Raw genomic sequence first — 24778 nt, forward strand, 5'->3', positions numbered from 1 at the left:
GACCCAGCCAACGGATAGCCCCATGCCCCTGTTCGACCCCCTCCGCGACTTCTTCCAGCGCCGCAAGGCGGCCAAGCTCGATCAGTCCGCCCTGGGCCTGCAGATCCAGATCGAGCACAACGCAGTAGTGCGGGACAATTTCTTTTTCCCCGGGCCCACCATTACCGCTTCGATCCTGCGTGATGGCCAACCTGTCGGCTCCATCCGCTACGGCCAAAGCCCGCTCCAGGATCGGGTCTACATCAGCGACTTCAAGATCAGCGACACACAGCGCCGGCAGGGCAGTGGCCAGGCCGCGCTGTGGCGGATCTGGTGTCTGTACCAGGTACCGCTGACGCCCATGCACGAAGTTGCTACCTCGGTCGATTTTTGGGACAAGGTCCGCAGGCGCTTCGCCGGCGCCGGCGTCGAGCTCACGCGCGATATCCGTACCGGCGATCAGGACGCCGAGCAAGACCGCTGGAGGCACCTGATTCCCGAGCCCGAACACCTGGCCAAGATTCGGGAAATCGAGGCATCACCCGAATGGCCAGCCATCCAGAGCGCGTGGGCTGCCCGGGAGCAATCATGAATCAGCTAATACCGCAGGCGACGCCGCTGAGCACCGTCTAACCGCATCCCAGTTTCAGCAACTGGCCGTCGTGCCGGCAGCGGTGGAGTGGTTAGTAAATATCGACAACCCGCGCACTCGGCGCGCCTATCCAAACGACCTGGAGGACTTTTGCGGTTTTGTCGGGCTCACCGGCGCCGATGAGTTTCGTGCCGTGACCCGGGCCCACGTCTTGGCTTGGTGCGCCCAGCTCGAAAACCCCAGCCTGGCCGGGGCCACCATCCGCCGCAAACTGGCGGCACTGGCCAGCGTGTTCGATCACCTCCTGGAGAACAATGCCATCGCCGGTGGCAACCCGGTGCACAGTGTCAAGTGCCCGGAGATCGCCGACTTGCCGCAGCTTGGCAAACTGATACGACGGAAGGTCAATGCGTTGATCGGGGTAGCCCCTTTAACCGCGACTCAGGAACGTTTCGCGGCAAGCGAATGATCTTCGGTAGATATGCAGCGGTCAGGCGCATGCTGCATATGGCGACGTTAGCGGCTGTTCGCTTCAACCCAGTAATCGGGGCCTTCTATCAACGACTCGTCGCCACAGGTAAGCCGAACAAAGTTGTTCTGGTTGCCTGTATGCGAAAGCTGGTGACCATTCTCAACGCCGTCGCAAAACAGGAAAGCCGTGGGATGAACCCATCCACACGGCTTGACTGGCAAGACAGTTGCTCGTTATGCCCCCGGTCACTGTCCGTGACCGGGGGCTTGTGCATCATCGCCGCAGCCGACGCCAGGCGAACATCCGCCGGCGCCGCTTGCGACCTTACACCTGCAGCAGCGGCTCAGGCTCGACGCTCTCCGCTGCAGGCAGATCGCCAAGGCGTTGCAGCGTCTCGTCGGCCAGGGCCAGCAGCAACTGCTGGAAATCCCCGGCCAGGTAGCCCATGTCCGCCGCCGTGAAGACCTCGCGGTCATAGTTGAACTCCAGCCGCAGGGTGTCCGCAGACCAGAGCATGACGGTCAATGGATAGTGGGTCTGCTCCAGACTCTGCACGTCAACGAACTGCAGGCCCGAAGGTGCCCCTTGCTCCAGCGCTTCGGACACCGGGTAGTTCTCGAACACCAGCACGCTGTCGAACAGTTCCTGGCCGGCCCGACCGGCCCAACGCTGGATGTCCGAGAGCGCAGTCTGTTCCTGCTCGCGCAAGCGTACGTTCTGTTCCTGTACCTGCTGCAGCCAGTCGCCCACGGCCATGTGCCCACGGGGTGAAGCCACCACCGGCAGGGTGTTGATGAACAGCCCGACCTGCTGTTCGATCCCAGGCAACTCCACCGGGCGACCCGACACAGTGGCCCCAAAGGCCACGCTGTCCTGCCCGCTGTGGCGCTGCAGCAACAACAGCCAGGCACTCTGTACCAGGGTGTTGAGGGTGACCTTGTGGCGCTGCGCCGAAGCCTTGAGCCAGGCCGTCTGCTTGAGGTCGAACGTCAAGCGGTGATCAGCATTGGCCGTACGCGCTTGCCCGGACACGACCACGGCGCTGCCCGGCAAGCGCGTCGGCTCGTGCAATGGCGCCAGGTGCTCGGTCCAGAAGGCCTGGTTGGCGTCACGGTCCTGGCGTTGCAGCCAGGCGATGTAATCGCGATAGCTGCTGATGCGCGCCGGCAAGCTCTCACCCGCGTAGTGCTGCAGCACCTCGCCAAACAGTTGCGAACCGCTCCAGCCATCCAGCAGCAAGTGGTGGCTGGTGTAGATCAGATGATGGCGGTTGGCACCGGTACGCACCGCCACCAGACTCAACAGCGGCGCCTGGTCGAGCGCGAAGCCCTGGATGCGGGTGGCCTGGGCCAGGGTTTCCAGGGCTTGTACCTGATCGGCCCGATCCTGCCAGTCATGCTCGACCCAAGGCAGTTGCCGATGTTTGTAGACCACTTGCAGCGGCTGCTGGCCGGTCTGCCAGAGGAACCCCGTACGCAGAATTGCATGCTGGTCCATGGCGGCCTGCCAGGCCCCGCAAAAACGCTCGACGTCCAGGCCCTGGACATCGATGCGCATCTGGTTGATGTAGTCACCGGCGCGCGGTTTGTGCACCACCTGATTGAGCATGCTCCGCTGCATCGGCGCCAGCGGGTACAGATCCTCGACCTGCTCCAGCGCCAGCGGCAAGGCATCCAGTTGTTCCTGAGGCAATCCGGCCAGGGCGAAGTCGGACGGGGTCGCACCGTGGTGCTGCGGTTGGCAGCAGTGCTCGATCAGCAACTTGAGTTCCCGGGCGTAGTCATCGGCCAGGTGCTGGATGCTTGCCTCGTCGAACATCTGCTGGCTGAAGCTCCAGTTCAGGTTCAATTCGCCGGCGTAGATCTGGCCGTTGATTTCCAGCCAGTTGCCCAAGTCCGCATCAGGACTCTGGTCCGCCCCGCTGTAGTCACCAGAGGGCGCAAACAAGCCTGCGCTTTGCCCATCGTCGAAACTGCCGTCGAACTGCCCCAGGTAGTTGAAGGTGATACGCGGACGTGGCAACCGACTCAGGGCCTCACGGATCTCGGCGCTGCCCAGGTAGCGCAGGGCGCCAAAGCCGATGCCTTTATCGGGAATCCTGCGCAGCTGTTCCTTGATCCCCTTGAGCGAGTCCGCCAGCGTCGAGGCGGGCACCAGCTGCACCGGATAGATGCTGGTGAACCAGCCCACGGTGCGAGTCAGGTCGACGTCATCGAACAGGTCTTCACGGCCGTGGCCTTCCAGGCGAATCAGGGTCGAGGCGTGGCCGGTCCAGCGCCCCATGACCCGCGCCAGGGCGGTCAGCAGCACATCGTTGATCTGCGTGCGATACGCCGCCGGCACCTCTTGCAGCAACTTGCGGGTATAGGCCTGATCCAGGTGCGTGGTGACGTTCAAGGCGTAGCGGTTGCTCAGGCTGGCCGCCGGATTGACTCCCGGCAGATCGGCCTCGGCCCCGTGCAGCTGCGTTTGCCACCACCCCAGTTGCCGTTGCAGGGCCTCGCCCTGGGCATGGCTCTGCAAGCGCTGGGCCCAGGCCCGGGTCGAGCTGGTCTTGGCCGGCAATACCGCCGGGCGGCTCTGGGCCAGTTGGCGATAAGCGCTCTGCAAGTCTTCCAGCAGGATCCGCCAGGACACGCCATCCACCACCAAGTGGTGAATCGCCAACAGCAAGCGCTGGGAACCGTCCGCCAGGTCCACCAGGACCGCCCGCAGCAACGGGCCCTGGCCAAGATCAAGGCTGCGCTGGGCGGCCTCGCCCAGCACCGCGAGTTCCTCGGCATCGCCCAATGTCCGGCACCACAACACCTGCTCGGCCTGGTGCTGCTGGGCTGGACGATAACTGGCCTGCCAGGTGCCGTCTTGCTGGATGTACTGCGAACGCAAGGCGTCGTGGTGCACGATCAACGCCTGCAGTGCCTGCGCCAGCAACAGCGGGTCCAGGCGCTCATGGGCCCGCAGCACCACCGACTGGTTCCAGTGATGACGCTCGACGATATCGTCCTCGAAGAACGCTTGCTGGATCGGCAACAACAGCAATTCGCCGTTCAACGGCGACTGATCGATCACCAGCCCCTCCTCGCCCTGGCGGGCCACAGCCGCCAGGCTGTGCACGGTCTGGTGCTGGAACAGGTCCTTGGGGCTGAAGCGGATACCCGCCTGACGAGCCCGGCTGACCGCCTGGATGGAAATGATCGAGTCCCCGCCCAGCTCGAAGAAGTTGTCGTTCAAGCCCACTTGGGGCAAGCGCAGGACTTCGGCCCAAATCGCCGCGATCTGCTGCTCCAACTCACTCTGCGGCGCCACATAGGCTTGCTGCATCAGGCTTGCATCCGGCTGCGGCAGGCCCTTGCGGTCCAGCTTGCCGTTAGGCGTCAGCGGCATCTGCGCCAGGAACAGCAAGTGCACCGGCACCATGTAATCCGGCAGCCGCGCTCTCAATGCCTGGCGTACCACTTCACGGCAATCGGCCTGGGCCTGCAGGTCATCGACCTGAGTGGGGTCCAGGGGCACCAGGTAAGCCACCAACTGTTTACCGCTCGGCCCTTCCTGGGCCACTACCACCGCTTCGCGCACCGATTCCTGCTCACGCAGACGGGCTTCGATTTCGCCCAGTTCGATGCGGAAACCGCGGATCTTCACCTGGTGGTCGACCCGGCCCAGGTAATCCACTACACCGTCGGCACGGCCACGGGTCAGGTCGCCGCTGCGATAGGCGCGGCTGCCCGGGGCGCCATGCGGATCGGGCACAAAACGCTCGGCAGTCAGCGCCGGACGCTCCAGGTAACCGCGGGCCACACCCTCGCCCCCCAGGTACAGCTCGCCGGCCACGCCAATCGGCTGCAGGTTGAGTTCGGCGTCCAGCACATAGCCGCTGCGGTTGCCCAGCAAGGTGCCGATCGGCATGTAGACCGCGCCACAGCGATCGCCGGCACGGGCTTTCCACAACAGCGGCGTGACCACGGTTTCGGTGGGGCCGTAGCCGTTGAACAGGTAGGTCGGACGCAAGGCGCGCCAAGCCAGGTCATAGCTCGATTGCGCCACCGCATCACCACCGAAGCAGTACACCCGCACCGCCGGCGGGTTGCCGTCGCGCTCGGCATGCTCGGCCAGCTGTTGCAGGTACACCGGCGGGAACACGCCCACGGTCACCCCGTGACGGTGCATCTGCGCGTAGGTGTATTCCGGCAGCCACAGGCTGTCATCGCGGATCAGCACCCGCGCACCGTTGATCAGCGGGTGCATCCAGCCTTCGTGGGAACCGTCGAAGGCGAAGGACATGAAGTGCAGCTCGCAGTCCGCCGGGGTCATTTCATAGCGTTCGCCAGTGGCGATGATGTGCGCCACCAGCGGCCCGTGGGACACCGCCACGCCCTTGGGCATGCCAGTGGAGCCGGAGGTGTAGATCACGTAGGCCAGGTTGTCGCCGTCCAGGGCCACTGCCGGGGTCGTGTCGCTGTAACCGTCCCAGTCCTCGCGGCGATCCACCGCCAGGCTCGCCAGTCCCTCGGGGATCGGCAGTTTGTGCGCCACGGCGGTATGGGTCAGCAGCAGCCGGGCACGGCTGTCCTGCATCATGTACAGCAGGCGGTCCTCGGGGTATTCCACGTCCAGCGGCACATACACGCCGCCAGCCTTGAGCACCGCCAGGAACGCCACCATGATCTCGGCGCTGCGCGGCATGGCGATCGCCACCCGCACTTCCGGTCCCACGCCACGGGCGATCAGGGCCCGGGCCAGGCGGTTGGCGCTGCTGTTGAGCTGATCGTAGGTCAGGTGCTGGTCATCGAAGATCACCGCCACCGCGTCCGGGGTACGCCGGGCACTGTCTTCCACCAGCTGGTGCACCAGGCGCCCGGCCGGGAAGCCCGACTGGCTGCGGTCCCAGAGTTGACGGATGTGCTGCTGCTCATCGACATCCAACAGGTTCAACTGGCCAATGCTCTGCTGCTGATCGGCCACCATGGCCTGCAACAGATTCTGCCAGTGACGGGCCATGCGCTGGATGGTCGAGGCCTCGAACAGATCGGTGGCATAGCCCAGCGAAGCCAAGAGACCATCGGCCGACTCATGTACATCCAGGTCCAGATCGAAGTGCACGGTCTGGCTGTCCCATTCCAGGCCTTCCACCCGCAGGTCGCTGAGCGGTTGCCCGGACTCCTTGCGCTGGTTGTCGGTCTGGTGGTTGAACATCACCTGGAACAGCGGGTTGAGGCTCAGGCTGCGCTCCGGCTGCAGGGCCTCCACCAGTTGTTCGAAAGGCAGGTCCTGGTGCGCCTGGGCCTCCAAGGCCCGCTGCTTCACCTGGACCAGCAACTGGGCCACGGTCATCTGCCCGTCGATATCGGCCTTGAACACCTGGGTATTGACGAAAAAGCCGATCAGACGCTCGGTTTCCATGCGGTTGCGGTTGGCCACCGGCACCCCGACCCGCACGTCCTGCTGGCCACTGTAGCGGTGCAACAGGGTCTGGAACGAAGCCAGCAACAGCATGAACAGAGTCATGCCCTGAGCCTGGGCCAGGGCCTTGAGATCCTCGGTCAGCGGCGCTGGCAGTGGCACATTCAAACGCGCCCCGCGATGGCTTTGCGCGGCCGGACGCAAGTGGTCCAGGGGCAACTCCAGCACCGGCTGTTCACCGCCCAGCAGTTGCACCCAATAATCGAGCTGACGCTGTTTTTCCCCAGCCTCCATCCAGTTGCGCTGCCACAAGGCGTAGTCGGCATACTGAATCGCCAGGGCCGGCAATTGCAGGTCCTGGCCCTGGCTGTAGGCGACATACAACTGCACCAGCTCATCGACCATCACCCGCATCGACCAGCCATCGGAAACAATGTGGTGCTGCACCAGCACCAACACGTGATCATCGGCCGCCAGGCGCAGCAGTTGGACCCGCAACAACGGCCCTTGCTCCAGGTTGAAAGGACGGCCGATCTGCGCTTGCACCTCGGCCTTGAGCCGGTCCTCGGTAATGTCGACACACGGGATCGGCAATGCCTGAGGCCCACAGATCACCTGGACCGCGCGCTCGGCGTCCTGCCGCAGATGGGTGCGCAGGCTTTCGTGGCGCGCCACCAGGGTGTCGAAACTGCGCTGCAGGGCCGCCTGGTCCAGGTTTCCCTTCAAGCGCAAGGCACCCGGTACGTGATAGGCCGTGCTTTCGGGCTCCAGTTGCCAGAGAAACCATTGCCGCTCCTGGGCGTAGGACAAGGCCAGGGGCTGGTCCCGGGACACCGCGACAATCTCCGGCACCGCTTGGCCGGCACTGGCGTCCAGCGCCTGCAAGGCCGCAGCGAAACCGCCCAGTCGCGGTTGCTCGAAGAGGACGCGTAACGGCACCTCCAGTTCCAGGCCCTGGCGCAGGCGTGAGACCACCTGCATGGCCAACAGCGAGTGGCCACCCAATTCAAAGAAATGATCCGTCAGGCCGATCCGCTCGACCCCGAGAATGTCAGCCCAGATAGCCGCCACCTGTTGCTCGATGGCACTGACCGGCGCCACCCACTGCGCCTGCAACTGGCTGGCATCCGGTTTGGGCAGGGCCCTGCGGTCCAGCTTGCCATTGGGGCTCAAGGGCATCTGCTCCAGCACCCGCCACAGCGCCGGGACCATGTAGTCCGGCAAATGAGCCGCCAGGTGTGCACTCAGCACATCGCGCCAGTCATCGCCCTCGCCTTGCAGCACCAGGTAGCCCACCAGGTATTGGCCATCCACGGCCAGGACCGCGGTCTCGCATACCCAGTCATGCTCCAGCAGACGAGCCTCGATTTCTCCCAGCTCGACCCGCAGGCCGCGCAGCTTGACCTGATGGTCGATACGCCCGGCGTACTCGATCACGCCGTTTTCGCGATAGCGCGCCAGGTCGCCGGTACGGTACAGGCGCTCCCCGGCCACGAATGGATGGGCCACGAAACGCTCGGCCGTGAGGGCCGGGCGACGGTGATAACCACGGGCCAGGCCCTCGCCCCCCAGATACAACTCGCCCAGCACACCTACCGGTACCGGCTCGAAGTTGCGGTCGAGGATGTAGCAGCCCAGGTTGGCGATCGGTTCGCCGATCGGCACCGCATCGCGCCCTTCGTCGACACAGGTCCAATGGGTGACGTCGATGGCCGCCTCAGTGGGTCCGTAGAGATTGTACAAACCCGCCTGGGGCAGCTTGGCGAACACTTGCTGCTGGGCATCCACCGGCAACGCCTCGCCACTGCAGACGATTCGCTTCAGGCTCTGGCAGGAAGACACGTTCGAATCCTGCAGGAACACCTGCAGCATCGATGGCACAAAGTGCAGCGTGGTGACCTGCTCGGCATTGATCAGGCTCACCAGTTTGGCCGGCTCACGATGATCCCCCGGCGCCGCGACTACCAGGCGCGAGCCGGTCATCAGCGGCCAGAAGAATTCCCACACCGATACGTCGAAACTGAACGGGGTCTTCTGCAATACGGTGTCGCTGGCATCCAGCCGGTAAGCCTCCTGCATCCAGCACAGGCGGTTGCTCAGGGCCGAATGGCGGTTACCGGCACCCTTGGGTTGCCCGGTGGAACCTGAGGTGTAGATCACGTAAGCCAGGTTCTCGCCGACCACCTCGACCCCAGGGTTGTGCTCGCCATGGCCTTGCAGCCAGGACTCGCCCGGCTCCAGCACCAGGCTTTGCAGCCCTTGGGGAATCGGCAGTTGCTCCAGCAGGTGCGCCTGGGTCAGCAACAGTTTCACGCCGCTGTCCTCAAGCATGTAGGCCAGGCGTTCGCGAGGGTACTCAGGGTCCAGCGGTACATAAGCGCCGCCGGCCTTGAGCACCGCCAGCAGGCCCACGACCATTTCGATGGAGCGCTCAACTGCCAGCCCCACCAGCACATCCGGGCCGACTCCGGCCGCGATCAGGCGATGGGCCAGGCGGTTGGCCCGGCGGTTCAGCTCGGCATAGCTCAGGCACTGCCCGGCAAAGACCAGGGCCGGTGCATCCGGAGCCCGTATCACCTGCGCTTCGATCAACTGCTGCACGCTGGCGTGCAGTGGGTAATCGCGTTCGGTGGCGTTCCATTGATAGACGATCTGCTGCCGCTCCTGGGCATCCAGCAGCGGCAGGTCATCCAGTGCCAGGGCACTGTCCCCGACCGCCACCCGCAACAGGTTCAGCCAGTGACGGGTCATGCGCTGCGCAGTTGCGGCACTGAACAAGTCGGTGGCGTAGGTCAGGGACGCCCAGATCCCTTCGCCGGCTTCCTGGGTATCCAGGCTCAAGTCGAACTGGGCGGTTTGGTTCTCCCATTCCAGGCCGGCGACCCGCAGGCCGGGCAACTGCTTCTCTGCGCCACCTGGCGAGGCATTGGCCTGGTGGTTGAACATCACCTGGAACAACGGGTTGTGGCTCAGGCTGCGCTCGGGCTGCAAGGCCTCCACCAATTGCTCGAAGGGCAAGTCCTGGTGAGCCTGGGCTTCCAGGGAACGGAGCTTGGCTTGTTGCAACAGCTGGGCGAAGGTCATCTGCCCGTCGAGATCGGCCTTGAACACCTGAGTATTGACGAAGAAGCCGATCAGGCGCTCGGTCTCGACCCGGTTACGGTTGGCAATCGGCACCCCGATCCGCAGGTCCTGCTGGCCACTGTAGCGATACACAAAGGCCTGGAAAGACGCCAGCAGCACCATGAACAGGGTCGCGCCTTCGCGCTGGGCCAGAGCCTTGAGCCCCGACACCAGGGCCGGCTCCAGGGCCATGTCCAGGCGCGCCCCGCGAAAGCTCTGGACTGCCGGGCGTGGATGATCGAGCGGCAACTCCAGCACCGGCTGCTCACCGGCCAGCAGTTCACGCCAATACCCCAGCTGACGCGCCTTCTCTCCGGCTTCCATCCAGCTGCGCTGCCAGAGGGCGTAGTCGGCGTACTGGATCGGCAGGGCCGGCAGTTGCAACGCCTGCCCCTGGCTATAGGCGCCATACAGTTGCACCAACTCTTCGACCATCACTTGCATCGACCAGCCGTCAGACACGATGTGGTGCTGAACCAGCACCAGCACGTGCTCGTCGGCATCGAGTTGCAACAGGCTGACCCGTAGCAGCGGACCGCGCTGCAGATCGAAAGGCCGGGCAATTTCTTCCTCCACCCGGGCCATCAGCTGTGGCTCATCGATCTGCGCTTCGCTGATCCGGGTCTCGGTCTCGGCCAGCACCACCTGGGACATGCGCTCGCCATCCAGATGCAGGTGGGTGCGCAGGCTTTCATGGCGGGCCACCAGGGTGTCGAAACTGCGCTGCAGGGCGCCCTTGTCCAGGCGCCCGCTCAGGCGCAGCGCCGCCGGTACGTGGTAGGCAGCACTGTCCGGATCCAGTTGCCAGAGAAACCACTGACGCTCCTGGGCGTAGGACAACGGCAGGCTTGGCGCGTCTTGCCGGGTCGGGGCGATGGGCAGTTGAGCGAAACTCATGCCCCGCGCTTGCAGGCGCTGATAGAACTGCTGGCGCTGCTCCAGAGGCAGTCGGAGAAAGCGCGAGACCAGATCGATATTAGGGTTGGAAAGCATTATTCAAATCGCCTCTAGTTCGCTCATGAATTCACGAAGATCATCAAAATCAGCCGCCGTGCCGACATGGCAAGCGCTTGCGGCCTGGGCATAGGTCTGCAGCGAATCGGTCTGGAACAGCTCCGCCAGCGGTACTTCCAGCCCCAGTTCGGCCTGAACCCGGGAAGTGATCTGGATCGCCAGCAGGGAATGGCCGCCCACCTCGAAGAAGTTGTCGTTCAAACCCACCCGCGGCAGGCGCAGCACCTCGGCCCAGATGGCCGCGATCTGTTGCTCCAGCTCGCTCTCGGGCGCCACATAGGCTTGCTGCATCTGGCTCGCGTCCGGTTGCGGCAAGCCCTTGCGATCGAGCTTGCCGTTGGGAGTCAGCGGCATCTGTTCGAGGAACAGCACGTGCGCCGGCACCATGTAATCCGGCAGGTGGCTGCGCAGGGCACGGCGCAGGGTGTCGCGGTAGCTCGCTTGCTGCGCCAGGTCGCCGGCCACGCTCGGATCGAGCATCACCAGGTAACCCACCAGCTGTTTGCCGGTCGGCCCTTCCTGGGCCACCACCACCGCTTCGCGCACCGAATCCTGCTCACGCAGGCGGGCTTCGATCTCGCCCAGTTCGATGCGGAAACCACGGATCTTCACCTGATGGTCAACCCGCCCCAGGTAATCCACCACGCCGTCGGGGCGGCCACGGGTCAGGTCGCCACTGCGGTAGGCACGGCTGCCCGGGGCGCCGTAAGGATCGGGCACAAAACGTTCGGCAGTCAGCGCCGGACGCTCCAGATAACCGCGGGCCACGCCCTCGCCGCCCAGGTACAGCTCACCGGCCACGCCAATTGGTTGCAGGTTGAGTTCGGCGTCCAGCACGTAGCCGCTGCGGTTGCCCAGCAAGGTGCCGATGGGCATATACGCCGCGCCACACGGAGTGCCTTTAGCGGCTTTCCACAACAATGGCGTGACCACGGTTTCGGTCGGGCCATAACCGTTGAACAGATAGGTCGGACGCAACGCACGCCAGGCCAGATCGTAGCTGGACTGGGCCACCGCATCGCCGCCGAAGCAATACACCCGCACCGGCGGCGGATTGCCGTCGCGCTCGGCATGCTCGGCCAACTGTTGCAGGTACACCGGCGGGAACACCCCGACGGTTACGCCATGGCGGTGCATCTGTGCGTAGGTGTATTCCGGCAACCACAGGTTGTCGTCGCGGATCAGCACTCGGGCGCCGTTGATCAGCGGGTGCATCCAGCCTTCGTGAGAGCCGTCGAAAGCGAAGGACATGAAGTGCAGTTCGCAATCGGCCGCGGTCATTTCATAGCGCTCGCCGGTGGCGATGATGTGCGCCACCAACGGTCCGTGGGACACCGCCACGCCCTTGGGCATGCCAGTGGAACCCGAGGTGTAGATCACGTAGGCCAGGTTGTCGCCGTCCAGGGTCACCGGTGGCGCCGTCTCTGCGTAGCCGGCCCAATCCTGGGCCTGGTCGACTGCCAGGCTATCCAGGCCAGCGGGGATCGGCAGTTGTTGCTGGACCGCACTGTGGGTCAGCAGCAGCTTGGCGCGGCTGTCCTGCATCATGTACAGCAGGCGGTCCTGTGGATACTCCACGTCCAGCGGCACATACACGCCGCCGGCCTTGAGCACCGCAAGGAACGCCACCATGATTTCGGCGCTGCGCGGCATGGCAATCGCCACCCGCACTTCCGGGCCCACGCCACGGGCGATCAAGGCCCGGGCCAGGCGGTTGGCACTGCGCTCCAGCTCGCCATAGGTCAGCTGCTGATCGTCGAAGATCACCGCCACGGCCTCGGGGGTTTCCCTTGCACGGTCGGCCACCCGCTCATGTACCAGGCGCTGGGCAGAAAAACCCGAATCCGTACGGTTCCACAGCTGGCGGATGTGCTGCTGTTCGTCGACATCCAGCAGGTTCAGCTGGCCGATGCTCTGCTGCGGGTCGGCAACCATGCCGCGCAGCAAGTTCTGCCAATGCCGGGCCATGCGCTCGATGGTCGAGGCCTGGAACAGATCGGTGGCATAGCTCAGGGACGCACGCACTGCGGCGGCCGACTCCTCGATATCCAGGGTCAGGTCGAACTGCGCCACCCCTTCATCCCAGGTCACCAGCGCCATGTCCAACTGCGCCAAGCGCTGCAGATGGCTGTCGGCCAAGGTGATGTGGTGGTTGAACACCACTTGGAACAACGGGCTCAGGCTCAGGCTGCGCTCGGGCTGCAAGGCCTCGACCAACTGTTCGAACGGCAGGTCCTGATGAGCCTGGGCCTCCAGGGCCCGCTGCTTGACCTGTTGCAACAGCTGGGCCACGTTCATCTGCCCGTCGATGTCGGCCTTGAGCACCTGGGTGTTGACGAAGAAGCCGATCAGGCGCTCGGTCTCGACCCGGTTGCGGTTGGCGATCGGCACCCCGACGCGGATGTCCTGCTGGCCGCTGTAGCGGTGCAACAGGGTCTGGTAGGAGGCCAGCAACAGCATGAACAGGGTCACGCCCTGGCGCTGGGCCAAGGCCTTGAGGTCTGCCACCAGGGACGGTGCCAGATCGATGTTCAGGCGAGCACCGCGGTGACTTTGCAGGGCCGGGCGTTGATGGTCGAACGGCAGCTCCAGTACGGGCTGTTCGCCGCCCAGCAGGCCGCACCAATAGTGCAGCTGACGCACCTTCTCCCCGGCCTCCATCCAGTCACGCTGCCACAGGGCATAGTCGGCGTACTGGATCGGCATGGCCGGCAGTTGCAGCGTCTGGCCCTGGCTGTAGGCGGCATAGAGTTGCACCAGCTCATCGACCATCACCTGCATCGACCAGCCATCGGAAACAATGTGGTGCTGCACCAGCACCAGCACGTGCTCATCCTCCGACAGGCGCAGCAGCTTGACCCGCAACAGCGGCCCTTGCTTGAGATCGAACGGCTGGGCGATTTCGGCTTCCACAAGGGTCTTGAGCCGCGCCTCGTCGGCCTCGGCCAGGACCACCTCGATCCGCGCCTGGGCACTGATCACTTGCAGCGTGCGCTCACCGTCCTGCAGCAGGTGCGTGCGCAGGCTTTCGTGGCGCGCCACCAGGGTGTCGAAGCTGCGTTGCAGCGCCGTCACATCCAACCGGCCCTTCAGGCGCAGGGCGCTGGGCACATGGTAGGCGGCGCTTTCAGGGTCCAGTTGCCAGAGGAACCACTGCCGCTCCTGGGCGTAGGACAGGCTCAACGGCTGTTGCCGATCGACCGGCTGGATCACCGGGGCCGGTATCCCGGACTGGCCCAGGGCCTGGACGAAATCGCCCAGCACCGGGTGCTCGAACAGGGTCCTGAGGCTCACGTCGATGCCCAGCTTGTGGCGCACCCGGGAGACCATCTGGGTGGCCAGCAGCGAATGCCCGCCCATCTCGAAGAACTGGTCGCTGAGGCCCACGCGTTCAGCCCCCAGCACCTGGGACCAGATGTCCGCGATCTGCTGCTCACGCTCGGTGACCGGGGCGATCCAGCTGTCCAGGGACTGGCTGGCATCGGGCTTGGGCAGCGCCGAGCGGTCCAGCTTGCCGTTGGGGCTCAGCGGCAGGTGTTCAAGGAACAGGATATGCGCCGGCACCATGTAGTCCGGCAGCGCGTCGCGCAGGGCCGACTTGATTTGCTCGCGCAATGCCAGCTGCCCGGCTGGCGTCAGCGGCTCGTTGGCCACCACGTAGCTGAGCAACTGGTTGTCGGCGGCAATCACCAAGGCTTCGCGCAGGCTGGCCTGGGCCAGCAGGCGGGCTTCGATTTCCCCCAGCTCGATGCGGAAACCACGGACCTTGACCTGATGGTCGATGCGCCCGATGTACTCGATCACCCCATCGGCGCGGTAGCGCGCCAGGTCACCGGTGCGGTACAGGCGGCCCGGGCCAGCCACCGCGAACGGATCGGGAATGAAACGCTCGGCGGTCAGTTCGGGACGGTTGAAGTAACCCCGGGCCAGCAGCGGCCCACCGATCACCAGCTCACCGGCGACACCGACCGGTACCGGGTTGAGGCTGGCGTCCAGCAGGTAGATGGCACGGCCATCGAGGACCCGGCCAATCGGCATGATCGCCGGCACCGCCTCGCTGCCGTCGACGTAGCCGCCGCAGTCCAATGCCGTGGCGGTCACCGTGGCTTCGGTGGGGCCATAGGTATTGAGCAGGCGCACATGCGCCAGGCCGGCTTCACGCCAGGCACTCAAGCCCTCGGGCGGCATCGCCTCGCCACCGGCATGCACCTGGCGCAGGCGCCCGTAGTCACGCGGGCCACGGTCGGCAAAGTCGCGCACCAGCAGGTACCAGTAGGCGGTGGTCAGGTCCACCACCGAGATCTGGTGCTCGATCAGTTGCTCATAGAAGGTGTCGCTGTCCCACAGCTCGCCACCGCGCACCACCACCCCGGCACCGCAGCACAGGGCCGGGTACAGCTGCTCGACGAAACCGTCGAAGTTGAAGGTGCCGAACTGCAGCACCCGGTCACTGGCGGTCAGTTCGAACAGCTCGGTGAACACCTCGACGTGACGGGCCAGCGCGGCGTGGTCGATGCCCACGCCCTTGGGCCGGCCGGTGGAACCGGAGGTAAACATCACATAGGCCAGGTTGCCCGGTTGCGCACGGGCTACGGGGTTCTGCGCCGAGTATCCGGCCAGCCACTGTGGATCGTCGTCCAGGCAGATGCGCGGCAACCCGGGCGCGATCGACAGGCGCTCCAGCAGCGCATGCTGGGTCAGCAACAGCTGCAGCCCGCTGTCTTCAATCATGCATTGCAGGCGGTCCTGAGGGTATTGCGGGTCCAGCGGCACATAGGCGCCCCCGGCCTTGAGCACCGCCAACAGGCCAACAATCATTTCCAGCGAGCGGTCCACCGCGATCCCCACCAGGGTGTCGGCAGTAACGCCCTGCTCCATCAGGTGATGGGCCAGGCGGTTGGCCCGGCGGTTGAGTTCGGCATAACTCATGCGGCGCTGATCGAGAATCAGCGCCACCTGGTCCGGCTGCGCCAGCACCTGCTGCTCGAAGCGGCTCAGCACACTGGCCTTGGCCGGTTGCGTGGCATGGGCCGGATTCCAATCGCTGAGCAAGCGTTGCTGTTCTGGCTCCAGGAGCAACGGCAAGGCGCCCAGCGCCGACTCGGGGGACTCGACGAAACGCTGCAGCAGCGCCTGCAGGTAGGCACCCAGGCGCTGCACCGTGACGGCATCGAAATCCGCCTGCAGGTATTCCAGGTTCAGGCTCAAGCGCTGCCCGCCGTGGACGGTCAGGGTCAGCGGGTAGTTGGTGCGTTCCTGGCTGCGCACGTTGCTGAACTGCAGCCCGGCACCGCCGGCCTGCTCCAGGCTCTGCGCCACCGGGAAGTTCTCGAACACCACCAGGGTGTCGAACAATGCCTCGCCAGCCGAACCGGCCCAGCGCTGGATATCGAACAGCGGGGTGTGTTCATGCTCGCGCATTTCCAGGTTCAGCGCCTGCACCGTGCGGACCCAGTCGCTGACACTTTGTGCCGGTTCAGCGCCGACAATCAGCGGCAAGGTGTTGATGAACAGACCGACCTGCTGCTCGACGTCCGCCAACTCCGCCGGCCGCCCGGAAACAGTCACCCCGCAGGCGACTGCGGCTTGCCCGGTGTAGCGCTGCAACAGCAACAGCCATGCCGATTGCACCAGGGTGTTGAGAGTCACCTGATGGGCCCGGGCGAAGGCACTCAAGTCCCGGGTCTGGGCTTCATCAAGCTGGCACAGCAGCTCGCCGTATTCGCCCTGCCCCACGGACTGCGCCGCCTTGGCAACGCTGCGAGCCAGGTACGACGGCTCGTCCAGCTGCCCCAGACGCTCGCGCCAGAAGCGTTCGCCAACCACCGGGTCCTGCTGTTGCAGCCAGGCGATGTGCTGGGCGAAGCCGGCGCCCACCGGCCCCAAAGGCTGGCCTTTGCTGGCTTGCAGGACCTCGTTGAGGACCAGCGCATTGCTCCAGCCGTCCATCAGGATGTGGTGGCTGGTGTAGAGCAAGTGCCAACGGTCTTCGCCGGTGCGTACCAGGGCCACCCGCAGCAGCGGCGGCCGGGCCAGTTCGAAGCCCTGTCGATGCTGTTCTTCGGCCAGGCTGTCGAGCGCCGCCTCGAGATCTTGGCGACCGCGCCAGTCGTGTTCGATCAACGGCAGCGTGACCTGGCGATAGACCACTTGCAGGGCCTGACCCTGCTCGTCCTGCCAGACAAACCCGGTACGCAGCATGTCGTGGCGCGCCAGCACCTGCTCCCAGGCCCGCTGGAACTGCACCACGTCCAGGCCTTGCACGTCCGCGCGCAACTGGCTGACATAGACCTCGTCCTGGCCTTGCTGGTACAGGCTGTGGAACAGCATGCCCTGCTGCATCGGCGACAGTGGATACAGGTCCTGCACCTGCCGGGACGGCAGCGCCAGGTCATCCAGTTGCTGTTGGCTCAGGCGTGCCAGGGTCACATCGGAAGGCGTGAAGCCACCGTGCTGCGTATCGATGCAATGCTCGATCAGCGCCAGCAGTTCCTGTTGGTAATCATCCACCAGGCGCTGGATGGTCGCGCTATCGAACATCTCGCGGCTGAAGCCCCAGCTCAGGCTCAGCTCGCCGCCGTAGACCTGGCCTTCGATCACCAGCCAGTTGGCCAGTGGCGCCAGCGGGTCCTGGGTCTGCCCGGCCTTCTCGGTCGCCGGCACCAGCAGGGCCTCGGCATCGAACTGACGATCGAACTGGCCCAGGTAGTTGAAGGTGACCCGGGGCTGCGCCAGATGCGCCAGGGCCTGGCGCGTGGCGTCAGCGCCCAGGTAGCGCAACAGGCCATAGCCCAGGCCCTTGTCCGGTACGGCGCGCAGTTGTTCCTTGATCGCCTTGATCGCCGCGCCGGGCTCGCCGGCCGGACGCAGGTACACCGGGAACAGGCTGGTGAACCAGCCGACGCTGCGGCTCAGGTCAAGGTCGCTGCCCAGGGTTTCACGGCCGTGGCCTTCCAACTGCAGCAGAGTGCCTTCGGTGCCGGTCCAGCGGCCCAGGGTGCGCGCCAGGGCGGTGAGCAGCAGGTCGTTGATCTGCGTGCGATAGGCACCAGCGGCCTGCTGCAGCAACTGCCCGGTGCGCTGGGCATCCAGGGTCAGGGTGATCTTTTGCTCATGACGGTTTTCCAGGGCGCCCGCCGGACGGTCAGCCGGCAGGTCGGCCAGTTGGGCCGGAATCTGTGCCTGCCAATACTCCAGCTCGGCAGCACGTTCGCCCGCTACCAGTTGCAAGTGCTCGGACCAGGCCTGGTAGGAACTGGTGCGCGGCGCCAATGGCGCTTGCGGCTGGGTGTAGAGCTGTTGCAGGTCCTCCAGCAGCACGCGCCAGGACACGCCGTCCACCGCCCAGTGATGGATCACCAGCAGCAGGCGCTGGCTGCCATCCGCCAGGTTGACCAACAGGCCGCGCAGCAATGGGCCGTGTTGCAGGTCCAGGCTGCGTTGCGCGGCTTCACAGAGCTCGCCCAGTTGCTGTGCATTCTCGGCGTTGCGCAACCACAGCAACTCGCCGATGTCCTCGCTGTAAGCCTGCTGCCAACCGTCGCTGGTCTGCCGGACCCGCAAGCGCAGGGCATCGTGATGGGCCGCCAGGCGGCTCAGGGCCAGGCCCAGGCGCTCAGCATCCAGAGGCTGGCGGGCCTGCAGCAACAATGACTGGTTCCAGTGGTGACGCTGGGGCACCGGCTGCTCCATGAACCAGTGCTGCACCGGGGTCAGCGCCACCTCACCGCTGGCCGGGCCGCTGTCCACACGCTCGGCGGCCACTGCCTTGGCCACCTGGGCCAGGCTGCGCAGGGTCTGATGCTGGAACAGGTCCCGCGGGCTCAGCAGCAGGCCGGCCTGCCGCGCGCGACTGACCACCTGGATGGAAATGATCGAGTCACCGCCCAGGGCAAAGAAATTGTCGTCCAGCCCCACCTGCTCCACCGTCAGCACCCCGCGCCAGATCTCGGCCAGGGTCTGCTCGACGCCCTCACGGGGTGCGCTGTAAGGCGCTTGCTGGACTTCACCGACCTGGCTCAGCAGGGCCTTGCGGTCGAGCTTGCCGTTGGGCGTCAGCGGCATCCGCTGCAGCGGCACCCACTGCGCCGGCACCATGTACTCCGGCAGGCTGCGACCCAGATGCGCCACCAGCACGTCCGACCAGTCATCGGCGGCGTCCTGCAGCACCAGGTACGCCACCAGTTGCTTGCCGTCGATCACCAGCACCGTGGCTTCGCGAACCTGCGGGTGCTCCAGCAGGCGCGTCTCGATCTCGCCCAACTCGATACGCAGGCCGCGCAGCTTGACCTGGTGATCGAGGCGCCCGAGGTATTCGATGACCCCGTCGGCACGCTGGCGCACACGGTCACCGGTGCGGTACAGGCGTTCGCCATGATGAAACGGGCACGGCACGAAACGCTCGGCGGTCAGTGCCGGACGGCGGTGGTAACTGCGCGCCAGGCCGGCACCGCCCAGGTACAGCTCGCCGGCGACCCCGGCCGGCACGGGCAGCAACTGGGCATCCAGGACATGGGTGCGCAGGTTGGCGATCGGTCGGCCGATAGGCACGCTGTCGGCGCCTTCGTCGACGCAGGTCCAGTGAGTGACATCGATGGCCGCTTCGGTCGGCCCGTAGAGGTTGTACAGGCCGACGCCCGGCAGTTGGGCGAACACCTGCTGCTGAGCATCCAGCGGCAAGGCCTCGCCACTGCAGACAATGCGCTTGAGGCTGATGCAGGCAGCGACGCCGCTGTCGCGGATAAACGCCTGGAGCATGGACGGCACGAAGTGCAAGGTACTGACCTGTTGCGCGGTGATGGTGGCGATCAGTTGCGCCGGTTCACGGTGTGCCCCGGGCGCGGCCACCACCAGGCGGGCACCGGTCATCAGCGGCCAGAAGAACTCCCAGACCGAGACGTCGAAGCTGAAGGGGGTTTTCTGCAGCACCGCGTCGCTGGCCTCCAGGCCATAGGCCTCCTGCATCCAGCACAGGCGGTTGACCAGCGCCGCATGACTGTTGCCGGCACCCTTGGGCTTGCCAGTGGAGCCCGAGGTGTAGATCACATAGGCCAGGTTCAACGGCCCGCCCAACAGCGCCAGCGGGCTGTCGCTGTAGGCGTCGAGCCAGCCCGGCGGTTGATCCAGGGTGATGACCTTGACCGCATCAGCCGGCAGCAATGGCAACAGCGAGCGCTGGCTGAGCAGCAGCCCGATGCCGCTGTCTTCGATCATGTAGGCCAGGCGGTCCAGGGGGTATTCCGGGTCCAGCGGCACATAGGCACCGCCGGCCTTGAGGATCGCCAACAGGCCGACCACCATTTCGACGGAGCGCTCGATGCAGATGCCCACCAGCACGTCCGGCCCGACACCCTGCTCACGCAGCAGGCGCGCCAGCTGGTTGGCCCGGGCATCCAGCACGCGGTAGCTGAGGACCTGCTCGCCGAACACCAGGGCACTGGCTTGCGGCGTACGCAAGGCCTGGGCCTCGATCAACTGATGCATGCACTGCTGGGTCGGGTAGGTCTGCACCTGAGTCTGGTTCCAGCGGTGAACCAGGGTCTGCTGCTCCTGGGCATCGAGCATCGGCAATTCGCCGAGACGCTGCTGCGGGTCACTGATCATTCCCTGCAACAGCGCAGTCCAGTGCCGGGCCATGCGGGCGATGGTCTGGGCATCGAACAAGTCGACCGCGTAGGTCAGCGCGGCATGCAGCTTGCCGGACTTCTCGTAGGTGTCCAGGGTCAGGTCGAACTGGGTGGTGCGGCTCTGCCACTCGACCATGCCCAGCTCCAGCCCCGATGCGGTCTTCACCGAACTGATGTCGGCGACCTGGGGCTGGTGGTTGTACATCACCTGGAACAGTGGCGTGTGGCTCAGGCTGCGTTCCAGCTTGAAGGCTTCCACCAGTTGCTCGAACGGCAGGTCCTGATGGGCCTGGGCGCCCAGGGCCGCCTCCTTGACCGCCTGCAGCAACTCGCTGATCCGGGTCTGGCCGGTGAGCTCGGTACGCAACACCTGGGTGTTGACGAAGAAGCCGATCAGCCCTTCGACTTCTGCGCGGTTGCGGTTGGCGATGGGCACGCCGACGCGGATATCGCCCTGCCCGGTATAGCGATGCAGCAGCACATTGAAAGCACCGAGCAAGAGCATGAACAGGGTGACGTTGTGGGCTTTCGCCAAGCTCCGCAGTTGTTCGGCCAGGGCCGGCTCTACAGCGAACTCATGACGGCGGCCACGGTAGCTGGGCATCGCCGGGCGCGAGTGATCGGTGGGCAACTCCAGCACCGGGTGCTCATCGCCCAGGCGTGCCTGCCAGTACTCCAGCTGCCGCGCCTGCTCGCCGGCTTCCAGCCAGCGCCGCTGCCACAAGGCGTAGTCGCTGTACTGGATCGGCAATGCCGCCAGCTGCGGCGCCTCGCCCCGTTCGAAAGCGTCGTAGCAGCGAATGAATTCGTCGATCAGCACGTTCATCGACCAGCCATCGGAGACGATGTGGTGCAGGGTCAGCAGCAGTACGTGTTCCTGGGCATCGAGCTTGAGCAGCTTGACCCGCAACAGTGGGCCCGTGCCCAGGTCGAATGGCAGCAACGACTGGCGCTGGGCCTCTTCGGCCACCGCTTGCTCGCGCGCCGGTGCGGCCAGCTGGCTGAGATCCTGGTGTTCCACCGCCAGCGTGGCCTGCGCCGCCGCCTGCTCGAGGCGGTCGTCGGCATGGCGCTTGAACACCGTGCGCAGGGTTTCATGGCGCGCCACCAGGGCGGCGAAGGCCTGTTCCAGTGCAACACGGTCCAGCGCGCCCGTCAGGCGCACCGCTCCCGGCAGGTTGTAGGCACCGCTCTGGGGGTCGAGCTGCCAGAGAAACCACATGCGGCGCTGGGCATACGACAGGGCCTGACGGTCATCGGCAGCCACGTCGAGAGGAATCGGAAATAACCCAAAGTCGATGTTTTCCGCCCGCAGGCTATCGAGGAACAGCCGCCGTTTTTCCAGCGGCAGCTCGATAAACCGACGAGCAAGTTTCAGGGACTTTTCAGCGTTCATCTGGGTTCATCCGTACATGTTGGGTATCGAGCTTTGGCTCGGCTATCCCTACGAAACGGATGGGCCAGGAGAAAAATTAACTGCGCGCAGCGCCGCGGATCAGGGCTGCAACGGTAAATTCCCGGGGTGGCGACTCGTCAAATCAGAACCTGCTTTTTTATAAGGTCGCGATCATGTCATCAGCCACATCCCTGACCCTCTCCCTGGCCAACGGCCTACGCAAGCTGGTGGGCGCGGACAAGCCGCGGGCCTACCGGGTGATCAACGTCGAACTCAAGCAACGCATCGACCTCAGCCCGTCCATGGTGCGCTTGGTGTTCGGCGGCGAGGACATCGCCCAGGCCCGCACCCTGGCCCCGGACCAGCGCATCAAATTGTTGTTCCCCGGCGCCGACGGCACACCGCCGCAACTTCCGGTGGAAGGCGACTGGCACGCCGCCCGGCGCAAATTGCCGACGCAGCAGCAACCGCCGATGCGCACCTACACCATCCGCGCCCTGCGCATGCAGCCGGCGGAACTGGACGTGGATTTCGTGCTGCATGGGGTCAATGGCCCCGCCTCGTCCTGGGCCACCCACGCGCAACCCGGCGATCGATTGCAGATGGTGGTGCCGAACAAGGCCTTCAGCGGCGACCCGGGCGGTTATGAATGGCTGCCGCCGGCGGGGATTCGCAAAGTGCTGCTGATCGGCGACGAAACCGCCTTGCCGGCAATTGCCGGGATTCTCGAAGACCTGCAGGAATACCCGGACCATCCGGATGTGCAGGTATTCATCGAAGTGCCCCACGAAAGCGACTGTATCGACCTGCGCTGCCACCCGCAGACCCGGGTCAACTGGCTGCCACGTGACGTGCTCAATGCGCGCCACGGCGAAACCCTGATCCATGCCGCCCGGGAGCTGGCGGAACTGCCGCCGGCCAACACCGAACGCCGGCCGATCAAGGTCTCCGAACGCCATGAGGAACAGCGCCCGTGGGAAACCGCCAAACCTGCGGACAACAGTTTCTATGCCTGGGTCGCCGGCGAATCCGCCACGGTGATGAGCATCCGCCGCTACCTGATCAACGAACGCGGCCAGGAGCGCCGCAACCTGACCCTGATGGGCTACTGGCGCCTGGGCACCTCCCTGGGCTGAAAGGGCTACGCAACACGCTCCGAACCTGCGGCAGCGACTACCAGGTTGCCGCAGCCAGCGGTATCTGGTGGCGCCGCCGATGCACGTCCAGGTGCCCCTTGATCAGGCTCAGCACCCGGGCTTCATGTGCATGGATGAAAAAGTGCCCGCCCGCCAGCATGTCCACCGAGAAACTGCCGCAGGTTTCCTTGCTCCAGCCAATCAGTTGCTCGGTGGTGGCGCGATCGGTCTTGCCACCCAACACATGCACCGGACAGCTCAGCAGTTCGCGCTGCATGGGGCGAAAGCGCCCGCACAGGAGGAAGTCGGCGCGCAGGATCGGCAAGGTCAGGTCCATCAGTTCCCGATTGGCCAATACCTCTTCGCTGGTGCCATTGAGAGTGCGCAACTGATCGATCAGTTGCTCATCGGTCTTGGGTTCGGCAAAACCCCGGTCGTACTCAGCACGCAGGGTCGGCGCCGCAGTGCCCGAAGCGAACAGCGCCACCGGCTCCGGGCAACCCAGGGCACGCAGGGCATGGGCCAGTTCACACGCCAGTAACGCCCCCAGGCTGTGCCCGAACAAGGCATACGGCGCACGCAACGTGCCCTGGATTTCCCGGGCCAGTTGCATGGCCAATTGGCGCATGTCGGTGTGCAATGGCTCGGCGTAACGGGCACCGCGCCCAGGCAACTCCAACGGTTGCAGTTGCAGCCACTGCGGCAGCTTGCGCCGCCAGCGGCTGTACACCATGGCGCTGGCGCCGGAATACGGCAGGCACAGCAAACTCAACTTGGTCACGGTATTGCCCTCGACAAATCATCTGTTAAGGAAAACGCGGCACGGGCCGGACAAATTAGTCCGCCGGCTCACCCCGGCTCAGGTGTCGATAGCTCTGCAACGCCGCACCGAGCACCACCACACCGCCGACCAAGGCCAGCCAGAACCCGCTGCGTGCGCCAAAATGGTCCACCAGCACCCCGGACCCGGCGGCCCCCAGGGCCACCCCGATGCTCAAGCCGGTGACCAGCCAGGTCAGGCCCTCAGTAAGCTTGGCCGCCGGTACGATGCGCTCTACCAGGGCCATGGCGACAATCAGCGTCGGGGCAAAAAACAGCCCGGCAACGAACACCGCCAGGGCCAGGCCGAGGATGTTGCTCGCCAGCAGCAACGGCAGGGTGGTGACCGCGGTGGCGATGCCGCCGTACATGAACAGCCGTGGCAACGGGATCGAGAGTTTCAGCGCACCGAAGACGATGCCGGCCAGGCACGAACCGATGGCGTACACCGAGAGCACGATACTCGCTGCCGCCGGCTGTCCCTGTTGCTGGGCAAAGGCCACGCTGACCACATCGACGACCCCGACAATGATGCCCATGGCCAACATCAGCAGCACCAGCAGGCGAATCTCCCCGGAACGGATGATCGAGCCACCCTGCCCCTCTGCGTGGGGATGCACCGGCGGCTCGGTGGCCTTTTGCAGGACGAACACACTGACCCCGATGGCCAGCATCAGCAGCGCCGCTAGCGGCCCGGCCTCGGGAAACAGCACCACGCACAGCCCCACCGACAAGGGCGGGCCGATGATGAAGCAAACCTCGTCGAGCACCGATTCCAGGGCATAGGCGGTCTGCAACTGCGGCTGGCCACGGTACAGCTCGGTCCAGCGGGCCCGGACCATGGCCGACATGCTGGGCATGCAACCGGCCAGGGCGGCAAACACGAACAGCGTCCAGTACGGCGCCTGCAAGCGCGTGCACAACAGCAGTGCCAGCAGCGCTCCGCCCCCCAGGCCGGCAGCCAGGGGCAGCACCCGGCCCTGGCCGAAGCGGTCCACCAGCCGCGAGACCTGGGGCGCGCAAAGGGCCGTGGCCAGGGCAAAGGTCGCCGCTACGCCACCGGCCAGGGCGTAACCGCCATGCAGTTGCGCCAGCATGGTGATCAGACCGATACCGGTCATGGAGATCGGCATGCGCGCGACCATCCCGGCCAGGACAAACGCCCGGCTGCCGGGGGCGTTGAACAATTCACGATAGGGGTTGGCCATTTACAACGACTCC

Annotated in this window: 4 protein-coding genes and 2 pseudogenes; 3 read left to right on the forward strand and 3 right to left on the reverse strand. The window is 65.3% G+C overall.

What is annotated here, in order from left to right; translation table 11 throughout:
• Window positions 1-22: 22 nt before the first annotated feature.
• Window positions 23-571: an N-acetyltransferase gene (locus GV818_RS22560; protein WP_161759023.1), complete on the forward strand. Its 549-nt coding sequence runs from the start codon at window positions 23-25 to the stop codon at window positions 569-571.
• Window positions 552-1504 (forward strand): annotated as a pseudogene (locus GV818_RS34525) (transposase). Before GV818_RS22560 ends, GV818_RS34525 begins: the two are co-directional and overlap by 20 nt.
• Here GV818_RS34525 and GV818_RS35320 read toward each other — a convergent pair.
• Window positions 1392-21602: pseudogene (locus tag GV818_RS35320) on the reverse strand (non-ribosomal peptide synthase/polyketide synthase); the annotation flags it as partial. The pseudogenes GV818_RS34525 and GV818_RS35320 sit on opposite strands and share 113 nt — an antisense overlap.
• Before the next feature lie 173 nt (window positions 21603-21775).
• Between GV818_RS35320 and GV818_RS22580 the strand changes: the two are divergent.
• On the forward strand, window positions 21776-22738 hold the full coding sequence (locus GV818_RS22580; RefSeq protein WP_161777570.1) for a siderophore-interacting protein: 963 nt from the start codon (window positions 21776-21778) through the stop codon (window positions 22736-22738).
• Window positions 22739-22775: 37 nt separating this feature from the next.
• Here GV818_RS22580 and GV818_RS22585 read toward each other — a convergent pair whose 3' ends face one another.
• Together GV818_RS22585 and GV818_RS22590 are read right to left on the reverse strand one after the other, a co-directional pair.
• Window positions 22776-23519, reverse strand: coding sequence for a thioesterase II family protein (locus GV818_RS22585; RefSeq protein ID WP_161759027.1), 744 nt, complete (start codon window positions 23517-23519; stop codon window positions 22776-22778).
• Between the two features lie 55 nt (window positions 23520-23574).
• Entirely contained in the window at window positions 23575-24765 is a 1191-nt protein-coding gene (locus tag GV818_RS22590) for an MFS transporter (RefSeq protein WP_161759028.1), read from the reverse strand.
• Between the last annotated feature and the right edge of the window lie 13 nt (window positions 24766-24778).

This window comes from Pseudomonas sp. Fl4BN1, assembly GCF_009908285.1.
In the GTDB taxonomy this organism is placed as follows: Bacteria; Pseudomonadota; Gammaproteobacteria; order Pseudomonadales; family Pseudomonadaceae; genus Aquipseudomonas.